At 61.4% G+C, this 21,514-nt stretch carries 1 protein-coding gene (only partly in view); it reads right to left on the reverse strand.

The features are described from left to right. A protein-coding gene (locus ACEN2R_RS00355; protein WP_442038060.1) for a DUF4347 domain-containing protein crosses the window boundary here: on the reverse strand, positions 1-21,514 show its 3' portion. The gene runs 18,173 nt beyond the window's last position; the window shows 21,514 of its 39,687 coding nt (coding positions 18,174-39,687); the start codon falls outside the window, past its right edge; it ends in the stop codon at positions 1-3.

Below are 21,514 nucleotides of genomic sequence, written 5' to 3' on the forward strand. Positions count from 1 at the left end.
TTACAAGTATTCCGAAGCCTTTTCCTTTGCGTCGCCCCGAAGCGAGAACCGGCCGTCCTGCCAGACCCGAAGGCGCTGTTCCAGGCTGCCGACATTCTTGGAGCCATAACGACGCCAAGTGCTGCGATTTGCAACCGCCATTGCGGCACCGGCCTCGAAGACAGTCAAGATACCGCCATGCGACGCGCCTTCGGCCATCACATCGGACGCCCCGATCATATCGCCGCCTTCAGAGCCAAGAACAACCCGCATTCCAGCCGCACCGCCATCAGAACCGGCAAGGGCTGCCTGTTCCTGCTGCGCCTCTTCCTCAGCCGGAACTTCGGCTTCGGTCGGGGCGGGCTGCGGTTCGCTTGCCAACATGGGCTGCGCGATGGATGGCAGAGACTCCTGATTGATGCTCGGGTCGATATGCTCTTCTGTCATAATGCGCACGAACTGCTGAAGGAAGGCGGCAAAACCGGTATCTTCTTCGGCGGCGTCACCTTTGCCGATGTTCGCGAACAGATCGAAGATGGCGATCGTATTGCGTGCCAGTTGGCTTGTGGCGCCCAGAACAGTCGTGGACGGCACCTGCCCCGCAAGCACGCGATCATCCAAAAGGCTGCGGCTGACGCCCATGTTGAACAGGAAGTCGAGCTTATCAATCCCCTGATCCGCCGCGAACAGCACGCGACCGAAGGTTTCAAAGATAACGTCAACGCCTGCGGCCGTGTCGAACTGGTTGAACTGGGTTCCGCCGAACACAAAATCACCGCTGTAACCAGAGCGCAGGATATCCCCCGCGCCGGACTGGTTGTAGATCTGCGGAGTTTCGATATCCGTAACGAACCCGTTCACAAAGTCCAGACGCAGGAAGTCGCCCGCGATGATATCGCGCCCGCCCTCGCCGCTGACGTCGTCAGATCCAGCGCCACCAAGAATGATGTCGCGGCCCGCACCACCGGCCAGAACGTCGTTGCCCCGCATTTCGGGCAGCAGGTTCTCGATCTTGACCAGCCCCATGACACCCGGCAACGCCGGATCAAAGTCGACATAGCCCGTATCACCGAAAATGATATGCTGACCGTCATTCGCGGCCACAGACCCATCCGGCGCACGCCCCGTCAGGATGACATCGTTGCCGCCGCCGCCAAAGACAACCCCGCTGCCCGATCCGGCAACCAGTCTGTCATTGCCGTAACGGCTGGTGTTCATGTCCTCGACATAGTCCAGATCGCCCGACGCAGGGTCGCGCAGGATGATGCCATAATCGAGCAGGGCAATAACTTCGCCATCGCCCAGCAGAACACTGTCATCGCCCGCACCCATGATGCCGATGTGCTGGCCGATGCCGCTGGTCCACTGATCCTTTGCCGCCGCGTCGATCGCTGCGTCGTCGGTCCGCGCCTCCATGCGGGACAGGATGAAGCCGGGATTGTTCTGATCCATCTCGCCGCCATCGCCCAGCACATAGGCCAGACCATCGCCGCTTGTCAGCTTGTCCTCGCCCGTTCCAAGGATCGCACGCAGATCACCGTTGCCGGTGGTGAACACATCGTTGCCAGCCGGTGTGCCCGCATCATCGAGCGAGACGAAGGTCAGCATCTGTTCTTCCGACGGGTTGAACAGCAGATCGGCATAGTCACCGGCAAAGTAGCTGTCATTCCGTGTGCCAGCGACCTGCGCCGCAAGCGGATCGCCGTTGCCATCGACCTGCGCGTGCACCGTATCGGTGCCCGCCCCGCCAAAGACCACCTGACGCGCGCCCTGCCCCAACCGGATCACATCATCGCCGGACAGCGCGGTATAAGAGGCGTTCGTTCCGCCAAGCGGCGCGTTGTTGACGCTTTTCAGGGTGTCGTTCTGCGTCGGATCGAACAGGATCCGGCCAAAGTCGCCCAACAGCGTGGTTTCCCCGTCGCCAAGATGCACCTCGTCGCCAGCAGCCCCCAGGATACCCACATGCAGACCTGCACCGCCGGTCCATGTGTCTTTGGCACCCGATGCCGCCAGCGCGTCGGTCTCGGCAATCAGGCTTGTCAGCGCGAATGTCGCAGGGTTCTGCAACATTTCGCCACCATCGCCCAGCACATAGGCCAGACCGTCGCCGTGGGACAGACTGTCCGCACCACGGCCAAGAATGGCCCGCACCGCACCGCTTCCGGTGGTGAAACCATCGTTCCAGGTCGCCGTGGTCAGCACATCCCGCGCGGTAAAGCTTAGCATTTCGCCCGCCGCCGGATCAAAGAACAGGGCGGCATAGTCACCGGCGAAATAGCTGTCGTTCCGGGCAAGGGACACCAGCGGATTGCCATCTACATCGACCTGCGCCGTTACCGTATCGCTGCCGGCGCCGCCAAAGACGACCTGAAGCGCGCCGCGACCCAGCTGGATCACATCATCGCCGGACAGCGAGGCAAAGTCGGCCTCTTCGCCGGCAGTCGGCGCATTCACGACCGACCGAAGCGCCCAGTTCGCGGTCTTGTCGAACAGGATGTCACCGTGATCGCCCAGAATGACCGCGTTTCCGTCACCGACCGTTACCGTATCAACGCCGTCGCCACCGATCACCGCGACATCGCCTGCCGCAACGGTGATCTTGTCGTCACCGCCCGACTTGCGAAGCAGCCCGTTGTCGTCTCTGGCGCTGACAAAGCTTACGACTTTGTAGCTGGCGTCATCCGGTGTCAGAACAACCTCGGCAACGTCGCCCGCGATGATCGCGCGGCCCGGATTGCCCGTGCCGTCGTCATTGCTGACATTGCCTGCTGTGATCTCGTCGGCACCGCCGCCGCCGATCACAACCATCCGGCCATGACCAAGGGTGATTTTATCGTCGCCGCCGGACAGATCCTTCAGCGCGGCAAAGTTCGCCGCATTCGGATCTGCGGGCACCTGTTCGGTGTCCTTGCCGATGACAGTCGCCAGACGCTCGACGTCAAAGACATCGGGAATGGCGCGCGCATCGTCCGGCACAATACCCGTTTTGCCGATCAGTTCCGCGACGTTCATATCAAGGGTGATCTGCCCGCGGCCCCCCAGAACAATGGCGCGGCCTTCTTCGGTTTCGGCCATGCCAACCTGAAGTGCGACGGTATCATCGCCCGCACCGGCCAAAAGCGTGACCTTGGCCGCATGAGAGGTGATGATGTCGTCGCCGCCAACCACAGTGGTGATCAGATCCTTCAGGATCAGCTCGTTCCGCAGATCGTCGGCATTCCAGCTGAGCGTTTGCAGGTCCATGCGATCGCCCGCAAGGATATGACGGCCCGTGCCAAGGGTCATGACATCGCTGCCGATGCCACCTGTGGCCAGAATATCGCCATTGCCGATCGTGATGTCATCCCAGCTGTCGCCAGCACCCGCAATCGCGGTTGCGCTGTCACGCTCGGCGTTCTCATAGCTGAGAATGCTGCGCGGTGCCGACATCCCGACACGCGGATCGAAGGTGATGACCGCGCCGTCGCCGGACACGATCTGGCGCAGATAGTCGCTGCTGTCGGCCGCCACGCGGATCACATCATGGCCAAGACCACCCGAAACCACATGATAACCTGCACCCAGATCAATGATGTCGTCGCCGCCACGGTCGATCTGCGACTGCTGCGCCGCATCGGATTCCACGCCGATCGGTGTCTCGTCCACACTGTTGCGCACCTGGATCAGGCGGTCGCCGTCAAGGGCGGAACCGGCAAAGCCCAGCATCCGCGCCAGCGAACCGGTATCGCCAAGAACAGCCAGACCGTATTCGCCCGTCGTGTTCAGGTTGGTTGTATCGGTCGCGTCGAATGGCAGTGCGCCATTGGTATCCAGCGCGACCAGCTCGTCGTCGCCCTCGCCCAGAATGACATTGCCACGGGCAGAATTCAGATGAACGCTGTCGTTACCGCCATCGCCCCTGTTGCCTGCCTGCGCCAGCGGATCGCCGGCCAGAAGCACGTCGATATCCGCGTTGAAGTCGTTCGACGGAATATTGGACCGAACCACAAAATCGACCAGCGGCGTTGTCGCATTGTCGGTGAACAGGTCAAGGCCACGGCTGACCTGATTATACGGGTTCACCAACCCGGTATCGTTCACGCCCGCCTCGTAGTTGTAGACCGTGCGCGTCATCGAGCCGTAATCGCTGACAAGGTTCACAACCTGCGCTTTGCGCGTCGCGGCAGAGGTGTCGATGACCGTAACCGTCGGCACCCAGCTCCAGCTGCCGAAGGTTGCGCCACGGTCGGTGCCCAGCATCAGAAGCGGCGCGGTGCCATAGGTGACAGCCGTTTGCGGCAGCCCCTGCGGGATCACAAGGCCCAGCACATCGGCAAGATGGATCGGCTGACCGTCCGCATCAACGATCACCGCCTGATCGGCGTTCCCGCCGGCCACAGCCCTGGGATTGATCGCGGCAGTATAGCCGACCCAGATCCGGTCATTGCCGCCGCCACCGATCCAGTCGGCGTCGTCATTGCCCAGAACGACCGTATCATCGCCACCGGGCCTATCGGCATCCGTTGCCATAAAGGCGATTTCTGTCGTTTCGTCGACCAGACGGATTTTGCCCATGTCAGACAGAATACGGCTGCGGAACTGGCCCGCCGCGTCGCTGCCATCCGGGTTCAACCCGCCAAAGATCGCGTCATTGCCGTGCCCGGCCAGCACATAGGCATCGCCCGCGCCATACTGGATCCAGTCATCGCCGCGCGGCTCGTCATAGGGGGGACGGGCCAGCGTGATGTCCTGGGCGTCGAGTTTGCGCACCAGAGCCGTTGCTGTCTCGTTCATCTCGTTCAGGCGCAACTGGCCCTCGTCTCCAAAGATGATGTGCCCGTGGCCATGGGCCAGATCTGTATCACCCAGATAGATCCGGTCGCGACCCGCACCGCCAAAGACCACATTGGTGCCCTGTAGCGTCGTTGCCAAAGTATCCGACAGACCCAGCTTGCTAGGAAGCGCCACACCCGAGAAGATCAGGTCATTGCCGCCCTCCTGACCCAGCGTTTCCGTGGGTGAGGCCATCGTGTTCCAGATCGCGAAGGGATCGCCGCCGCGATAGTTCTTCTCGGCATTGCGGATCAGAACGCCCGCGCCGTCAACCGCCTCGGCCAGATCGAACAATTGACCTGCGCTGTCGGACCGGTCGAACAGATAGACGCCGCCCGCCTCCATCCAGCGTGCATCGAAGTACTGGCTGTTGGTGTCGATGAAACCCGGCAGACGGTAGGTGACGGTGTTGATACCCTCGACCCGCGTGAACATCCGGCCCAGATCGTCGCCCGCCAGAACCTCCAGCTGGCTGCCCCAAAGGCTGCCATCCGCCGGATCGCCCAACAGTGCCGCGCCATAGCCCTGAAGCTCGTCGTTGCCCATGCCGCCGACCAGAATATCGACGCCGGTCGAGCCTTTCAGCACGTCATCGCCATCGCCGCCGAAGGCGCGCACATTCACCAGCGCCAGAGACAGGTCGATGGTGTCATTGCCGTCGCCGCCAAAGACCTGAAGCATGTCATGCGGATCGCCGGTTATGGCGTTTTTCAGGCCGATATTTTCGCCCGTCGCAGTGCGCAGAACGGTCGCGGTGTCATTGCCTGCCCCAAGGAAGACCGTTGTCGGCGCCTCGGAACGGATGGTGTTGATCTGCACTGTGCGATCGTCGCCGTCGCCGGTGTAGACCACGACGCCACGGTCAAAGCCGCTTTGCGCCTCGCCGACATAGGTTCCTGCAAGCACCCGCTCAGAAGTGGTCGCCGCAGAGTAGATCACGGTTGTCACCAGTGGCGGAATGGCCAGATCATCGCTGGAGAAGTGACGCATCACCACGCCGTTGTCGTTGATCTCGACGTTGCCGGTCGGGTCGCTGTCGCCACCGCGGCTGATAACCAGACGGGTCGACCCCGTGCCGCCATCAAGGTTGACCGTGGTGTTGACCCCGTCCAGCGACGAGGTCAGCGCGTCATCCGGCGTGGAGCCGACGAAGAATTCGTCATCGCCGCCACCCGCAAAGATGAAGATCGGTTGCAGGGCAGACCGGACTTCGACGCTGTCGTTGCCTGTGCCCAGATAGACCTCTGTCGTCTCGAAGCTGTTCATCGCAAAGGCGCCGTCCGGCCCCGCCCCGCCATCACGCGCAGAAAAGCGGATGTTGGTGAAGTCGATGCGCTGTTGCAGCGGATCTTTGTTGATCTCGTCCTGCGTTGCCACAGACGGGTCTTCGGGGTTGAAGGGCTTCAGGTTGATCGCGGTGACCTGCGCCAGAACCGCGTCAGAGCGGGCACTGTCGTAGATCTGGATCAGGTCGTCACCGGTGCCGCCGATCAGGGCCGCGCGCGAGTAGATATCTGCCAGAGAGCCGACACGGCCACCGTGGCGCGGGTTCGCCGCCTCCCACTTTGCGGTCAGCGCGACACCGTCTAGCGCGGACAGGGTCAGGGTGCTGAACCATGTGGTCAAACCCGTTGTGTCCAGCGTGACCCCAAGATCCACCGCTGCGATCAGCAGTTGCAGTTGCGTCAGACCGGACAGCGCCAGCGGGCTTTCACGTTCCGCGAACCATGCCCGCGTGTCCAGCGCCAGACGGTCGAGTGTCAGACCGAACAACGGCCCGTTCTGTGCGTCGTAATCGGCGTTCAGCTGGGTGATATCCGCCTGCGTGACGCTGGCCAGATCAAAGGCCGCAGTCACAGGGGCCACATCGGACCCGTGCAACCAGCGCTCTAGCACCCCGGCCGTCAGTTGCGCCCCCGCAGGCAAATCGCGCACGGCGATTGCCAGCAGGTTCAGCTGCGTGATTGTGATTGACAGGCCGTCAAGCACGGCCTGCTGCGCCGCCAGCCAATCCTGAACCGGTGCCAGCTGACCGGCAATCGTCAGGCCGATCAGCCTGCCGTCGCCGATGGTGGGTTCGGGCAGTGTGTCGGTGATCCGGCCAGCGGTCACAACATCGTTGCCGCCACCCAAGGAGATAACCGCGAACTTGATGTCCTTATCGACCGCTTCCAACGCAAAGTTGTTATCGGCGGAACCAAGCTGGATGCGCACCAGTTCCAGATTGTCCAGCACGATGCCCTGGCGGTTGCCGCCAAAACCCGTGACCCAACCATAGGTCTGGTTATCGGGGCTATCGACGGGGATAAGCTCTGCCTCGCTGGGCACATAGCTTTGACCGTAGACGGCTTTCAGGGCACGGATCAGGATATCCCGATCGGTTGTCGTGCTCATACCGCCATCGGCACTGGTGCCATTCGCGCTGCCATAAAGCTGGAAGTCGACAGTGTCGGCACCGGCGGACCCGTCCAGGATCACAAGGTTGTCGAAGGCGCTTAGATCGGTTTGTTGCCCCACCATCGCCGCCTCTGGCGAGATGCGCTTGCGCTCTGTCTGGGTCGTGGCACCAACGGCCACAAGTTCGACCGTCGCGACGCGTTTCTTGACGGTGTAACCCGGCACGATGACCTGGCGCACGGTTTCGGTGCCGTCGGCATTGGTGGTGCGTTCCACGCGGATAAAGCCGGGAACGAACTCTTCAACCTCGGTATAGGTGATGACCGGCACCAGCGCGGTGGCGGCGGTGCTGTCCAGATCAATGGTCTGCGACACGGGGTCGAACACACGGGCCGGACCGCCGATAAATATCTGGTCGTTGCCGCGGCCCGAATTGATCGTAAGGCGGGTTTCGGCGTTCACGCCGTAGATGTAGATCGTGTCGTCGCCGTCGATGGCGTTGATCTGGATACTTTCGATGTTCTTGATAGAGCCAAGATCAATGCCCGCGCCCTTGATCTGCTGCACGCCGTCATCGTCCACATAGACGATGAACTGATCGCCGATCTCGGTGCCTTCCAGAATGAACGTATCGAACCCGCTGCCGCCATCAATGTGAAGTGGCGCGTTGCGGTTGAAGCCGACCTTGTTCTTGCCCTTGCCGGAGCCAATGTTGGTGATGCCCAGCGTTGCCTTGACAAAGAACGTGTCGTCGCCCGCATCGCCGAACAGCCAGGTCTCGCCCTTGTTGCGGTAAACCTGGAAATAGTCGTTGCCGCCGCCGCCGAACATGCGGGTGTCATGCGCGGTGCCGGATGTGGTTTCGACCACGGTAACCGTGCCCTCGCCCTCGGGGTTGGGGGCCTGACGGGCCTCGATGATCGACCCGACGTTGAACGTGTCCTTGCCGCCGTGGCCATAGGCGTAGCTCAGCGATCCGGTGTTGTCGAAAGTGAAAATGTCACTGCCGTTGGTGCCGTGGATGAACAATTCATCCCCGCCGGAGTTGTTGATGAACCGTTGATCGGCCTCTTGCGCGACCGTGGTCAGAACGCCGTTTTCAATGCGGAAGGTGGTGCCGCCATCCAGCGACACGGACACCTGCGTCCGGTCGATGCCGAACAGATGCGCCTGCGTCGCGGGCGTTGTCGGTGCCCAGTCGCGATGGTCTTGCCAACTGACAGCCGCGTCCGGCAATTCGTTGATGGCCACGACAATGCGGTCGCGGTTGAGGAAGGAAACCCCGTCAAACCCAAGCAGCTGCGAACCGGGCAGACTACCCCACCCGCTGCTGTCCAGATTGCTGATGACCAGCGCGTTGCCCAACCCGTCTTTCGACGCGAATTCAAGCGCGAGACCCTCCAGCGACAGGCTGGTGCCGCCAGCCGATTGCGCCGCCGCCACACCGGTGCCGATGTAGTTGACCGACCCCATCTTGATCCCGGCAATGCGGAATTCGCTTGCGCCGCCGGCATCGACCACAAGAGTCGTGCCGTCGGATTTCGTCACGGTCAGAAGCGCATCAAGCGCGATCGTCGATAGTTGCCCTTGCAGGGCCGCAAAGCTGAGCAAGCCCTTTTCGGGATCAAAGCTGATGACCTCGCCTATTGCGACACCGCCGATAAACACAAGATCGCCCTGTTGCGGGTCGATCTCGGCCCGGTTCAGGTCTTCGATCGGATTGGTGGCGCCAACTCGGTGCAGAACCGTGGAAACCACAGCATCCGTGCGCAGGGCAGCGACCGTGCCGTCCACGCGGCTTTGCGCGGCATCCGATCCTGTCCATGCGACGGCAAGGCCCGTCACCACAGGATAGGCTTTCAGCGCCTCGCGGTTGATCAACAGCTCGACCGTCACCCCATCGGCAAACACCTGAAGAACGCGGCCGATTTCAACATCGACGCCGCCAGTGGTTGCCCGCAAAACGGTGCCCGTTTTAGGCGGATTCGTGGCGGAGGACAGCGTGACAAGCACCCGTTCGCCCACGATCACGGCACCCGAGGCGTCGATTTCGCTGGTGACTTTTTGCTTGTCTTTCACGATGTCGGTCAGTTGCTGCGACAGCGCCGCCGCACCGGTCAAACCACTGGTCAGGCCCGACAGGGTGATGACGGTGGTTTCAGGGTTCCAATCACTGATGCGACCCGTGGCAACCGTGCCTGCCCCGTCTGCAAGGGTGAATGTCTGATCGGCGTAGAAATCCTTGGGCTTGGCGCGTTCCAGACCGTCAAGACGACGATCGACAAAGCTGTCGCTTGTGGTGTTGGTCCAATCGACGTTGACATCGGCCAGAACAACATCCAGCGCACCAACCACACTGTAGGTCGCGCCGCCTTTGACAAACTGCATATCTGTCGCGATTTCAGGGTCTTGCAGTTCCTGCCATGTCACTTCGACAAAGACGCGGAAGACATTTTCCGACACTTCGACGATGTCCAGAACGGTGCCCTGATCGGCGGCACGGGTGCGGTCGCCGAACGTGCCATCGCGGAAGTTCAAGCGATCGTTCACAAGCGGGCGATACGGCTGAACCATGCCTTCGTAAATCAGCACCTCGGTCGGGGTCAATGCGTCGCCATTGGCGACCTTGGCCAGCACTCCGGCCTCGGCAGGCGTTGGCGCATAGCTTAGCTCGAAGCTCCAGACATCGCGGGTGGCATTGCTGCCCTGCTCGACGCTCCAGTCGGCTGTTGTCCGGTTGTCCGCGCCCATATCTGGCACTGTGCCATCCACGATCTTGACCAGATCGCCGGTCACCTGCCAGGCGTTACCACCCACAAGATCGCCCTGACGTTCAATCGTCAGGTCGCTGACACCGGCAAATATATCCGCGCCACGGCGCAGTTCTGCGGTGACGGCATTGCCGTTGATCGCGGTGATGGTCGCGACGATCGTGCCGGCCTCTGTCGTGTCCAGCACGCCGTTCACCAGCGCACCGTTCAGCGTCAGTTCGTCGCCCACGACCAACCCCGCGACACTATCCAGTGTCAGGGTCTGTGTGACGGTCTCGACGACCCACTTCAGGTTCCCGAGCGAGACCTGCGCCGCATAGTCGACGCGGGCCGATGTGATCAGCGTCTCGGTCTCTGCGGGCAGAGTGAAGACGGCGATCCGGTCCGCCGTTGCAAAGCGCAGCGTGACACCCGCAGCGGGGGCCGCAGTGGTCTGGCCCAGTTGCACGGACAGCTCATAGGTGGTCGCCGTTTCGACGACCGATTTCACACGGCCGATTGCGTTATTGTCAAAGCGCGCCGCGCCTGTGCCGACAATGCTGACAACCTGCGCAAAGCGCGGCTCGCCCGTGGTCGGGCTGAACTCGATCCCCAGCGCGGCAGATTTGTCGACCGTCACGGTCACAGTGCGAATGCCGGTTTCGGGGTCCGCAGTCACGGCAGAGGCCGTGTTGACCAATGCCAGCTGGTCCATGCCTTCGGCCAGAATGAACCTGGCGTTGGTCAGGTTCAGTTCGGTCCAGCCGTTTGCGGCAGCATCCAGCGCGTTGGCGATGATTTGCGGCGGGGTGCCCGAGGCTTGGCCACCGATCGACGCGATTGTCGCGTCATGGTCAACCTTGGCCACAGCCAGGAATGCGCCGGTAACCTTATCAACTGCGTAGATATGCGTGTAATCCGCGCTGAAGTTGAAGTTGGCCGGATGCACAGTGTTCAACAACGAGATCGCGACGGTGGAAATACCATCCACCACAGGCCCGACCTCTGGCACAGGCGTGCTGACCGTCAAACCGATGTCGTCGATGCGGTAAACCGGCTGCTCGCGCAGGTAGAAATCCTGCCCGTATTGACGCGACAGGCTTGCCTCTGCACGGTCCTGTTGCAGGATTTCAAGGGACAGAACCCCCTGCACCCCATCCCAACCCACGATACGGCCCGTATCCAGACCGCGTTCGCCGGTTGCCAGTGGCAGCGACGACAGGAACAATCCGCCCCGTGCCGGATCGTCTGCCATGCGCTTCAGCGCGGCAGGATCGACGAAGGACGAGGACCCGCCGTAATTCGCGGCAAGATGGGCGATCAACTGTGCTTCAAAACCTGCAATCGCATCCTGATTAAGCTTCAGCAGCCAACCGTCCGGCCCGAAGGACACGTCAAGCGACCCGCCGCGCAGATTGAACCCGCCTTGCGCTGCAAAAAGATCGGTATAGGTGCCACCCGTCGGAGCCAGAACCGTAACCCGCTGCGCCGGCGCGAAAGGCTGGAACGGCACGGCAACGCGGTTGAAAATCAGGTCAAGGTCGGCGGTGTTCAGCGGATTGCCGAACGCATCGCGGGCAGTGCCCACAAAGCCGATGTCGAACAACGTGCGGCCATCGGCCGAAATTAGACTGTCGCCGGTCACAAAGCCCATAGATCCGGCCTGCGTCAGGTCCGCGCCGTTCAGGCCCTGCCAGACGACCTGCTTGTTGGTGCGTTTCAGGTCGGTGCTGTCCTCGATCACCAGATCGCCGGTATGCGCATCCACCCCTGTCGCCAGATATTCGGAATACAGGCGGCTGCCAAAGCCGATGATCTCTCCTGCGTTCAGGTCGATGTGCAATTCGCCCGCGCCCGATTTGAACACGGCAACGGTGCCGATTTCGACCGCCGTCCATACGCCGACGATCTCGCGCATTTCAAAGATCGGCTGGTCCTTGATGAATGTCCCGTCAAAGCCCGCAGGCATTTTCACGATGGCCGTATCAAGGTTCAGAACAAGGCTTCGGGTGGCGATTTCTGCCAGTGTCGCGCCACCGCTGAGTTGAAGCAGCGTTGTCGCCGCGACGCCGCTGTCGGCGACAGAGATGTGCAGCTGTGATGTATCAAGAGAAATATCGGTCACGGCGCCGGTGGTGCCGGTTGCCGAGCCGTCGATCAGGATGACATCCTGACCCTTGTAGAAGGGCTGCGTCAGGCCGGAAATGACAACCCCGCCTGCGGTGTTTTCGGTCACGCGCGCGGCGATCAGGGACATTGCCTGAACCTCGGACGCCAGAGGGCTGACAAGCCGCAGAACCGGACGATCGGTGATATCGGTGTCCCATGGCGTGGCGTAAAGGGCCATATCTGCAAAGGCGACCCGCGCCCGTGCCGTGCCGGTCTGATCGGGGCTGACCGTTTCAAAGTGGAAACTGATTTGGCTTTTGGCCTGATCGGCAAAGGTGACCAGAACCGCATCGCCCTGCGCGGTGTAAAGCCGGACAGGGCCGTCGCCCGCCTGAAGCGCCGCAAAGACACGGGTTTCGACAGAGCGTTCAAGCGGCGCGGTTTCGATCATGGTGAAACGAACGGCACCGGCTGCGGCGTCAAGGCCCGCGATCTTGCGTTCCAGTCGCAAAACGGGGCGGTCGGTTTCGCGCAGGTCGGGGGTAAAGCCCACCGCATTGGCCGCCACGCCAAAGTCGTAAAGGGCGGTGCCCGCCGCCAGAAGTCCGGCGTCGCCCCTCAGGTCGATTGTGCCCAGATTTCCGTTCACCGCCGTCACAACGACTGCGCTGATGTTTCCGGACGCGTTGACCGCGTACAGCGTGACAGGTCCGGCGGCCAACCGCGTCTGAAGAGAGGCCGAGGCGCCGGAGACCGTGCCGAAGTCACCCTCGACCGCGACCGTGTAGCTGTAGTTCTGCGTCAGTTCGGACGACAAAGCGCCGCTGAGGGTCGCCGCGCGGCCTGCCGATTGCACCGTCCAGCTTGCGCCGGTAGTGGCCCCCGTCAGCACTGTGCCTTGCGTCAGAACACCGGCCAACAGGCGGGCAACGCCGCTGTGGACCGAGACCACAGCACCGTCGACACCCGCGCCGACCCAAAGGGTTTCGCCCTGATCGGCGGTCGAAAGATCGGCACCGATCTGAATGCCGGTCAGCGCCTCTGTCGAGGTGCCGCCAAGTGCCAGAAGCATCTGTGGCGTCGTGCTGCTGCCCACCAGATGGAAGCCAAGGAATCCATCCTGCTGCGCAAGATCCAAACCTGGAATTCCGGTGATGCCCGCAAGCGCCGCGTCAAGACCGTCAAGCGCCAGAGTGCCCGACAACAGATCCGCCGTAATCGCCGTGTCGTTGATGGCCACGATGCGGATCACCACATCGGGTAGGGTGGTGGACTGCCAAAGGCTGCCCGCCACAGGCGGAACGGTCGTGTTTCCGGACACCTCGAGCGAGGCGAACGGCAATGTGACCCGGACGGCAGGCTGCGTCTGGTCCTTGAACGCCAACCGCTGGCTGTTCAGGGTAAACGTGGTGCCGGCGGCAATGCCATCCGCAACAACATCATAGACGCCACCCACTTCGGGTGCGCCGGTCAGAAGCGTGGCGGCACCACCGGCATCAACGCGGATGACTGTCGCGTCCTTGATCAGCAAAAGCGGACCATTTGCCAGACCGTCAAGGTCGACACGCAGCGCGACAGGCGGCGCGGCACGCTGGATCGCAAGGGACCCGATACGGATCGTGCCGGTCGGTGTGGTCTGACCCAAACGGGCGATGCCATAGGTGCCGACTGCGGGCAGCGAACCATTGACGCTTAGGCTCGTGTCCAGAACGCCCGTGCCGATGCGCCCCTCAAGCAGGTCGAACGACAGTTGATCGCCCACGAGACCCGTTATGCGGATCAGCGCGTCGATTCCGGCGTTGGTCAGGCTAAAGACTTCGCCCACAGACGGGGCCGGTGCGGTTGCGCCGTTGTGCACCGCATAGGTCAGTGTGGCATGGGTCACTTTCAGCGCGGGCGCGGCGTATTTGCTCTGGATCGCGTCCAGTGCGGGCGTGACGCCGACGCTTTCGAACCAGCGCCCTTCAAGCAGGGCAACGGTGACGGTGTCCGCATCGAAGCCGGTGATCCGGTAAAGAGCAGCGCCATTGTCCTCGGACAGAAGATCGCCAATGGAAATCGTGCCAATGGGACGGGCAAGGGTCAGCGGCGTCTGCGGATTGGCAGTCTCGCCGTTGCGGATGGACACCTCGACCGTGCCGGTCGGGGTGGTCAGGCTGACAACCGTGCCGTCGGTGACAGTGCCGGACAACAGCTCTGCCCCGAAGGTGCCAAGCGCCACGTCAACAAGAGTGACGCGCAGCACGCTGTGCGGAGTGATCTCGACCTGAATCGTATCGCCCGCAGTGATCCGCGCGCCGGGGTCCACCGCCACAGTGACGGTGCCCTCGACCGCATCTGCGGAGACAAAGCGCCCGACCGCGCGCAGGTCCGTGCCCGACGAGGCATAGACCACGGCGGTTTCGGACAGACCGCTGGCGTCCAGCACCAGACGCATGACAAGCGTGCCTTCGGATGCGGACAGGATCTGCTGCCCCGCGCCGACAGATGTCAGCCCCGCCGAAGTCGTCAGAACCCGCTGTTCGGGATCGCCGCCGACAAAAAGCGTATCGGTGGCAGACAGTTTGACCCCGTCCAAAAGCTCTACCGCCATGCGTTTGGCCGTATCGTTCCAGGCCGCGATGGTGCCGATCGTCTCGAATGCGCCGCCAGAGATTGCCCGGCGCAACACTGTTTCGGGTGCCGCGATGCCGCCTTCGACGACCTGAACCAAGGTGAAGCCATTCAGGCCTGGCAGGCTCAGCTCTGCCTTGCCGGTGACCGCCAACAGGCCGTCAGGCGCGATCGCCGCAGAGGTGGGTGTGCGCACTTCGTCGCGGGTCAGCAGGTCGCCAACCGCAACCAGCGTGGCCAGATCGGTTCCGACCGGCAGATCCGCCGCAAGCCGCAATTCCTTTGCAGCCACGGCAGATTTACCGACAATCTCGAATTGTTCGCCATGCTCCGGCACGCCGGTCAGATTGCCCAAAAGCAGCCGTCCGGTTTGCGGGGAATAGCTGAGCAAGGTGGCCAGAACGCCCGACCGTGTGCCGCGCACAACAGTCACGCCTTCCTCAAGTCCGGTAAAGGTGCCGGTGTCGCTGGCCAGCAGAAGGCTCGCGACCTCCAGCCCGACCAGAAGATCGCCATCGTGGCCGACAAACGTGCCTGACAGCTCGACCATGTTGGTCGATGCGGTTTCCACGCCGAAGCGGGCAACGCCCTCGTTCGCACGATCAAGATAGGCGTCAGAGCCGTCGCGCCCGTCAAGCTGGGCCCGCGCCGTGAAATCGCGCACGTCGAATGTGTCATCCGCCGAAGTGCCCAACAGGCGCACTTCCTCGATATCCCACAGGTATTCTGTCTGCGTGTCGCCTGCTTGCGCAATAACCAACTCGCTGCCCGAAAGCATGTATTTCACCGCGGAACTGTCACCGCCCAATTGAGCGGCGTCATAGGTGAATATGTCATATCCGCCGCCGTCAATCAGGATGTCGTTGCCCTTGCCCGGATCAACCTTGTCGTCGCCAGCGCCCAGATCGATGATCTCGTCCAGTGCACTGCCGATGATCGTGTCATTGTCGTCGCCCGCAATGATGTGACGCACCACCCCACCGGCAGACCCTTGCGCGATGCGCTGGCCGCTCAGATCAATGATGTCATCGCCGCCGCCTGTTTCAAGGCGCACGGTGTCTTCCTCTGCGACCCCACGCGAATGATCACGCAGCACAATCGCCTGGATTTCGGCAACACCGATGCTGTCGAACATATGGTAGGTCGAATTGTCGCCGGTAACGGCGGTCGATGTGATTTTGTCGTTGCCGGTCTGATCGCCCAGAATACGCACCACATCGGTGGCGCGGTCGCCGGGTCGTCCCGCCTGCGCAGCGCCCAACTGGAACACGATTTGTTTCGCATCCACAGTGTCGGCGGCCTTCAGGACAACGCCTGTGTCCTCGCCCATGCCAAAGTTGATGTCGATGGTCTCTGTCGCACGGATCTCGAGCATCTCGAGCACCGCATCCTGCCAGACCACACGCGATCCGCCATTCTCGATCGAGCTGACCTCGACCCGGTCGCCGCCAGCAGCGCCGCCGGCGAATTCAGCCGCCAGCATCTCTACGCGGTCCGCCCCGCCTGCGCCGCCATCAATGATGTCGTTGGCATCGCCGACGACCCAGCGAATGGTGTCTGCGCCGGTGCCGCCGGTGATCGTGTCGATCCCTTTGCCCCCTACCAGCAGGTTAACCCCGGAATCGCCCTTGATCCGGTCCGCGCCGTCGTCGCCGTAAACCTCGTCACGGCCCGCCCCTGCATTCAGCGTGTCATCGCCCATCTGGCCGTAAATGCGGTCATCGCCCGCGTCGCCGTAGATGACATCGTCGTCATACTGGCCAAAGATCTGGTCGTTGCCCGCGCCACCGTAGATAGAGTCGGCCCCGCCGATACCTGCCGCAGCAGCAGAGCGGAACAGGTCGTCCGGCTCGTCGCCATAGATGATGTCGTTGCCGTCATCGCCGAACAATTGGTCTGCACCGACGTTGCCGGTCAGGGTATCGTCGCCCGCGCCGCCACGGAAGGTGACCATGCTGCCACCCTTCTGGGTCAGCACGTCATTGTCCGCGCCACCATCGAAATAGATCTCGGCGTCGGCTTCGGAAATCAGCGTATCACGGCCGGCACCACCGCGAATGGTCGCCTTGCGGGTAAAGGTGTCGGCGATAAGCACATAGTCATCGCCGCCTTTGCCGTCGATCACCACTTCGGTCACGTTTTCAAAGCGTTGCAGGTCGCCTGCGACATCCACAAGGATCTTGCCGTCCTGCGTCTCGTTGATGGTGATCCGGTCCGCGCCTTCGGTGGTATAGACCGTCAGGATGCCATCATTGACCTCGCCCAGCGGTGCGAGCTGGAAATGCTTGTGGTAGTCAAAGCGCCAGATCAGCACATCCACCAGCGTCTGGGTTTTCGAGAAGATGGTGATCGTGGTGATGAACAGTTCCAGCTTGATCTCGACAAAGGCCCAGACCTTGGCGCGGACTTCGGCGCTGACGTCGAACAGCCCCAGTGGGTCGCGCTCCATGATATAGACCAGCTCGTCGATATACAGCTTGCCGTCATAGGTGCCTTCGCGGCTGGCAACGTCGTTCAGGTCAAACTCGACCGTCGCGAAAATGCCGCCCGCAATGCCCGCCTTGACCGACATTATCACATAGTTGCCGCCGATCTGGGCGCTGGCCGTGATGTCCATCTTGATGGTCAACTCGACTCGCTCTGTGCCGTCGTCGTTCCAGTCGCGCACATGCAGACCAAGGAACAGATATTCAGGGTTGTTCCAGCCGCTGTCGCGGAACAGGTTCAGACCCCGGCTGTCAAACCCGAAGCTAAGGTTGACCGTGGCGCTGATGCCCGCGCCAAAGGTGGCCGACAGGAACGGTGCCCAGATCCAGATGTCCTTGCTGACACGCTTTTCCACATACAGCTCTGGCAGATCGAAAATCATCAGATCGACGTTGCTGGCCCCGGTCAACAGACCGATGGCCGATGCGGGGTTCGTCAGGATCGGAAAGCGCAGGCCCTGCATGTTGCTTGCCTTGCTCAGGAAGCCCTGCGTCTTGCCGTTGGCCTTTTTGTTCGACTTGTCGGAACTTGGCGCGGCGTTGTTCGCCGGTGGTGCAACCGGCGTTTTCGCCTGTGCCGACGGATCGACCTTCTTGCCGCCGCTTTGCGCCTCGATCTGCTTGGCGTCGTAGCTTTGGCTGTTGCGCGCGTCCTTGCCGGGACCGGAAATCTGGTAGTCGCCAAAGCGGATCACAACACCATCGGCATCGCCGGGGGCCGGGATCGAATTGATCAGGTCGATGATGCCCTTGATCGTATTGAAATAGGCGATGTATTTCGCGGCGCCCGCTCCGCCGAACATCTCGATCATCTTCAGGGCCGACGTCGGTGACCCCATCAGGTCGGACACAACAGGCAGCGGATCGACAATGGGCGAAAGCGCATCAGAGATCGGGCCGGTGATCTTCTGGATTTCCGCGAGGATCGGCCCCGCGAAATTCGAGATAAAGCTGCCCAGATCCAGACGGATGTCGGTCAACGTGATCTCTGGCGTGCCGCCCAGTTTCGACTGCTGCTTGCCTGTCGTCAGGTCGATGCTGACAAAGGTCTGCGAGTAGTGGAAATCGGTCATGAACCGCGGGAAGTTGGCAGAGCCGCCGATCGAGGATTCAAAGGACAGGATGACTTCGGCACGGGCGTTGAATTCGGCGGCAACAATATCGCGGAATTTCGCGCCGCGCAGTTCGTGCAACAACGACAGACGGTTGTCGGCGGCGGCCGTGCCCGGATCTTTCAGGTCAACGGTCAATGCTGCGGACAGCTCTTTATGCCCGTCTTTCAACAGGTTGGTCACGTCGAAATCAAGGAAACCCAATGTCGCGTGCAAGTTCGCGTCGTCATCAAGGTCGGCGTAAGCCTCTAGCAGGATTTCCGCGTCGCGGTCGGGGTTCGCCTTGGTGTCGATGTAGAAATCAAGCCCGCCGTCGATATAGCTGACGCCGAAGGCCAGCGCGATATCATAGCGGATTCCAAGCGTGATCACCGCATCCGAGTCGAACGACAGCGGCAGACCGGGCACCGTGCCGCCCACATCGATATCCACGACGATCGGGTCGAAGATCTCGCCCATGGCCCGCAGGCCGATGCGCAGATCGTCATAGCCTTCTGTCAACGTCACATCGACGTCGTTATAATCCTCAATCAGGTTGCCCGCCGCATCGACAAAGTGAATGCGCCCGTCGGTGGCATCGCCGATTTCTTCGATCAACTGGTAGATCGCGAATTGCATCAGGTCGACTGCGGTGAATGTGCCGCCGTTTTTGGCCTTTTCAACACGGATCAGGTTGCCAAGGTCGCCCAGAATATCTTCGATCGGGTCAATCAGCGTGGTGCTGACAAAGGTTGCACCCTTGCGCAACTCGTCACCGATGAACGGCAGGTCCATCTGGAACACAGGCGCGCGGCGGATCGTGGTATCCAGCGCGTTCAGCACCTTCAGCAGACCATCGACCAGCAACAGCGGGTCTTCGATGAACATGCCAAGCCCCATCTGGGGCATCGGGTTCGGAACATAATAATACAGACGGTTTGTCAGGCTCGCCTGGGTTTCGTTCACCGTCATGCCGTCCAGATCATAGCCGATAAAGATCGCATTGCGCTGAACGCCAGTGCCGCCCCATCCCTCCATATTGGTCGAGGCGTATTTGGCATAGCGGTTCGCTTCTGCGCCGGCGTCGGCAAAATAACCCGAGTCGACGATGGCGTCGGATCCGGTCAGCGCCGATGTGCGCACGGGGAAATAGACGGGCAGGATCAGCGCGGCTTTGCCGTGCGTGACCAGATGCATCGCCAGCGATCCGGTCGTAACGACAGGCTGACCCGCCGCAAGCGTCTTGGAATAATCCCCGACGGTGACATAGGAAATCGTCGCCAGACCATCGTTGATGATCTTGCCCGCCGCGTCGGTTTCGACGTCGCCATCCGCGTCCAGCGCAAAGGTCGCATCCAGAATGGACGCGGTAATCTTGGCGCCCGGCACAAAGGTCAGACCGGCGGACAGGCTGGCATCCTGCATCATCGCGCGGGCGGCGAACCCGACATAGGCGCCGCTGCCTTCATTGAGTGTCGTAACAAAGCTCGGCGTTCCAAAGGTTCCGCCCAGTTCGATGCTGATCTGGCCTTTGATCCCGATATCGAAGCTGAACAAAAGGTCGACAGGGCTGATCTCGACATCAATATCGACACCCAGCGCCCGCAGCAGGTTCAATTCTTCCTGCGGCAGGTATTCCGAAGGACGCAGTGTCTGGCGGACATTGCGGTCGATGTTCAGAACGCCGTAGGCCTTGAGCAGGTCAAAGAAGCTGAGGTTGAAATCAACCAGCAGTTCCTTGGCAACCAGAGCGTCTTCGCTATCGCGACCAAAGACAAAGCCCGCATTGAACACAAGGCCCGGCTCTGTGCTGCCTTTGAACAGGGTGTTGCGCACTTCTGTGTTCAGGAAGTCCAGGTTGCCACTTTTGTTGCCCGTCGTCGGCGTAGAGGCGGCGATCAATTGCGCAATGATCGCGTTCACATCGGTAAAGAAACCATCCGCCTGACTTTGCACGCCGATCAGCTCTGCTATGGTCTTGTTGACAAAGGGAATATCGATTTCTGTCGTGGCGGTATCCACAGCGTTGATCGCGGATCCCAGCTGTTCGAACAAGGCGGTAAAGTTCAGCTCCTGCTTGGCGATATTCAGCAGTTCGGTCAGCTTGGTCGCATCAAAGACCATTTCCGGCGCGAATTCGTATTCAACCGCAAGGAGTTTGTTCGCACGGAAGGCATCGAAATCCGTGGCGGTGGCATCGGTCACCCTGCGCGCCTCGAAGGGGGTGACAGCGCCGGCCTGAAGGTAAACGCCCGGATCGAATGACAGATCCATGTCCAGCAGCTTTGCCTCGAACGAGCCCAGGCCAGCCGCCGATATCTCGCCGTAAACCGGCATATGTATCGCAAACCGCTCGTCCGCGCTCAGGTCCAGTTCGATATCGGCCTTGGCCAGCTTCAGCTTGGCCGCATTCGCGATATTCCCGTTCACCCCGAGGCTGAAGAAATGCGACGGATTTGCGTCTGTGACCACGTTCAACGGGTCGCGCGGGACCAGACCAAAGAACAGCGGGTCTTCGGACCCGGTCGAGGTGCTGACATCCACAGTCACCGCACCTAGCGTCACGCTTGTCGACATCTCCGCGCTTTGCGTGTCCAGCGTCACATCCAGCGTCAGGCCGGAATTGGCCCCGACAAAGACCGTCGGTGCCAGAACATCGGACAGATCGACGCCCAGATCGAATTTCAGACCGGCCTCCAGCCCCAGCAGGCCTTTATAGCTGCCGGTCAGGTCGAATATCTTGTCCAACTCGGCACCGACAGTGCCCATGTCACCCAGCAGACTGATCAGATCAATCGTGGTATCGACAAAGGTGGTAAAGCCTTTGCGCACGTTGATGCCGATCACCAGATCGTTGCGATCGGTCTCTGTGTCGGTCGCATCATAATCCATCCGCGCCACGGTCACGCGGCTATCCGCCCCCTCGCCCGGCTCGAAGCCAAGCTTGGCCAGTTCTGCGTCCAGCAGCGTTTGCAGCAGCAAGAGGTTGTCATCAAGATCCACAACCACACGGTTGATCGTGCGGAACAGGTTGACGATGCCCAACTGGCTGTCCAGCGAGAACCCAAGCAGGGGGATTTCGGTGGTCAGAATGGTGTTCGCGCCGCGCCCAGAGGTGATGATCTCTTCCGACACGGTCTCGATCAGCTCCAGAATATCGGTAAGCGAGGCACTTGGCAGTGCAAAGGGGTTGATCGTGTTGAAATCGGGCAGCGTGAACCCGAAATTCGGCAGGCTTGGGAAGGCCGGGATATTGGGCAGATCGGGCAGCGTG

It is taken from the genome of Pseudogemmobacter sp. W21_MBD1_M6, assembly GCF_052119585.1.
In the GTDB taxonomy this organism is placed as follows: Bacteria; Pseudomonadota; Alphaproteobacteria; order Rhodobacterales; family Rhodobacteraceae; genus JBGQOJ01.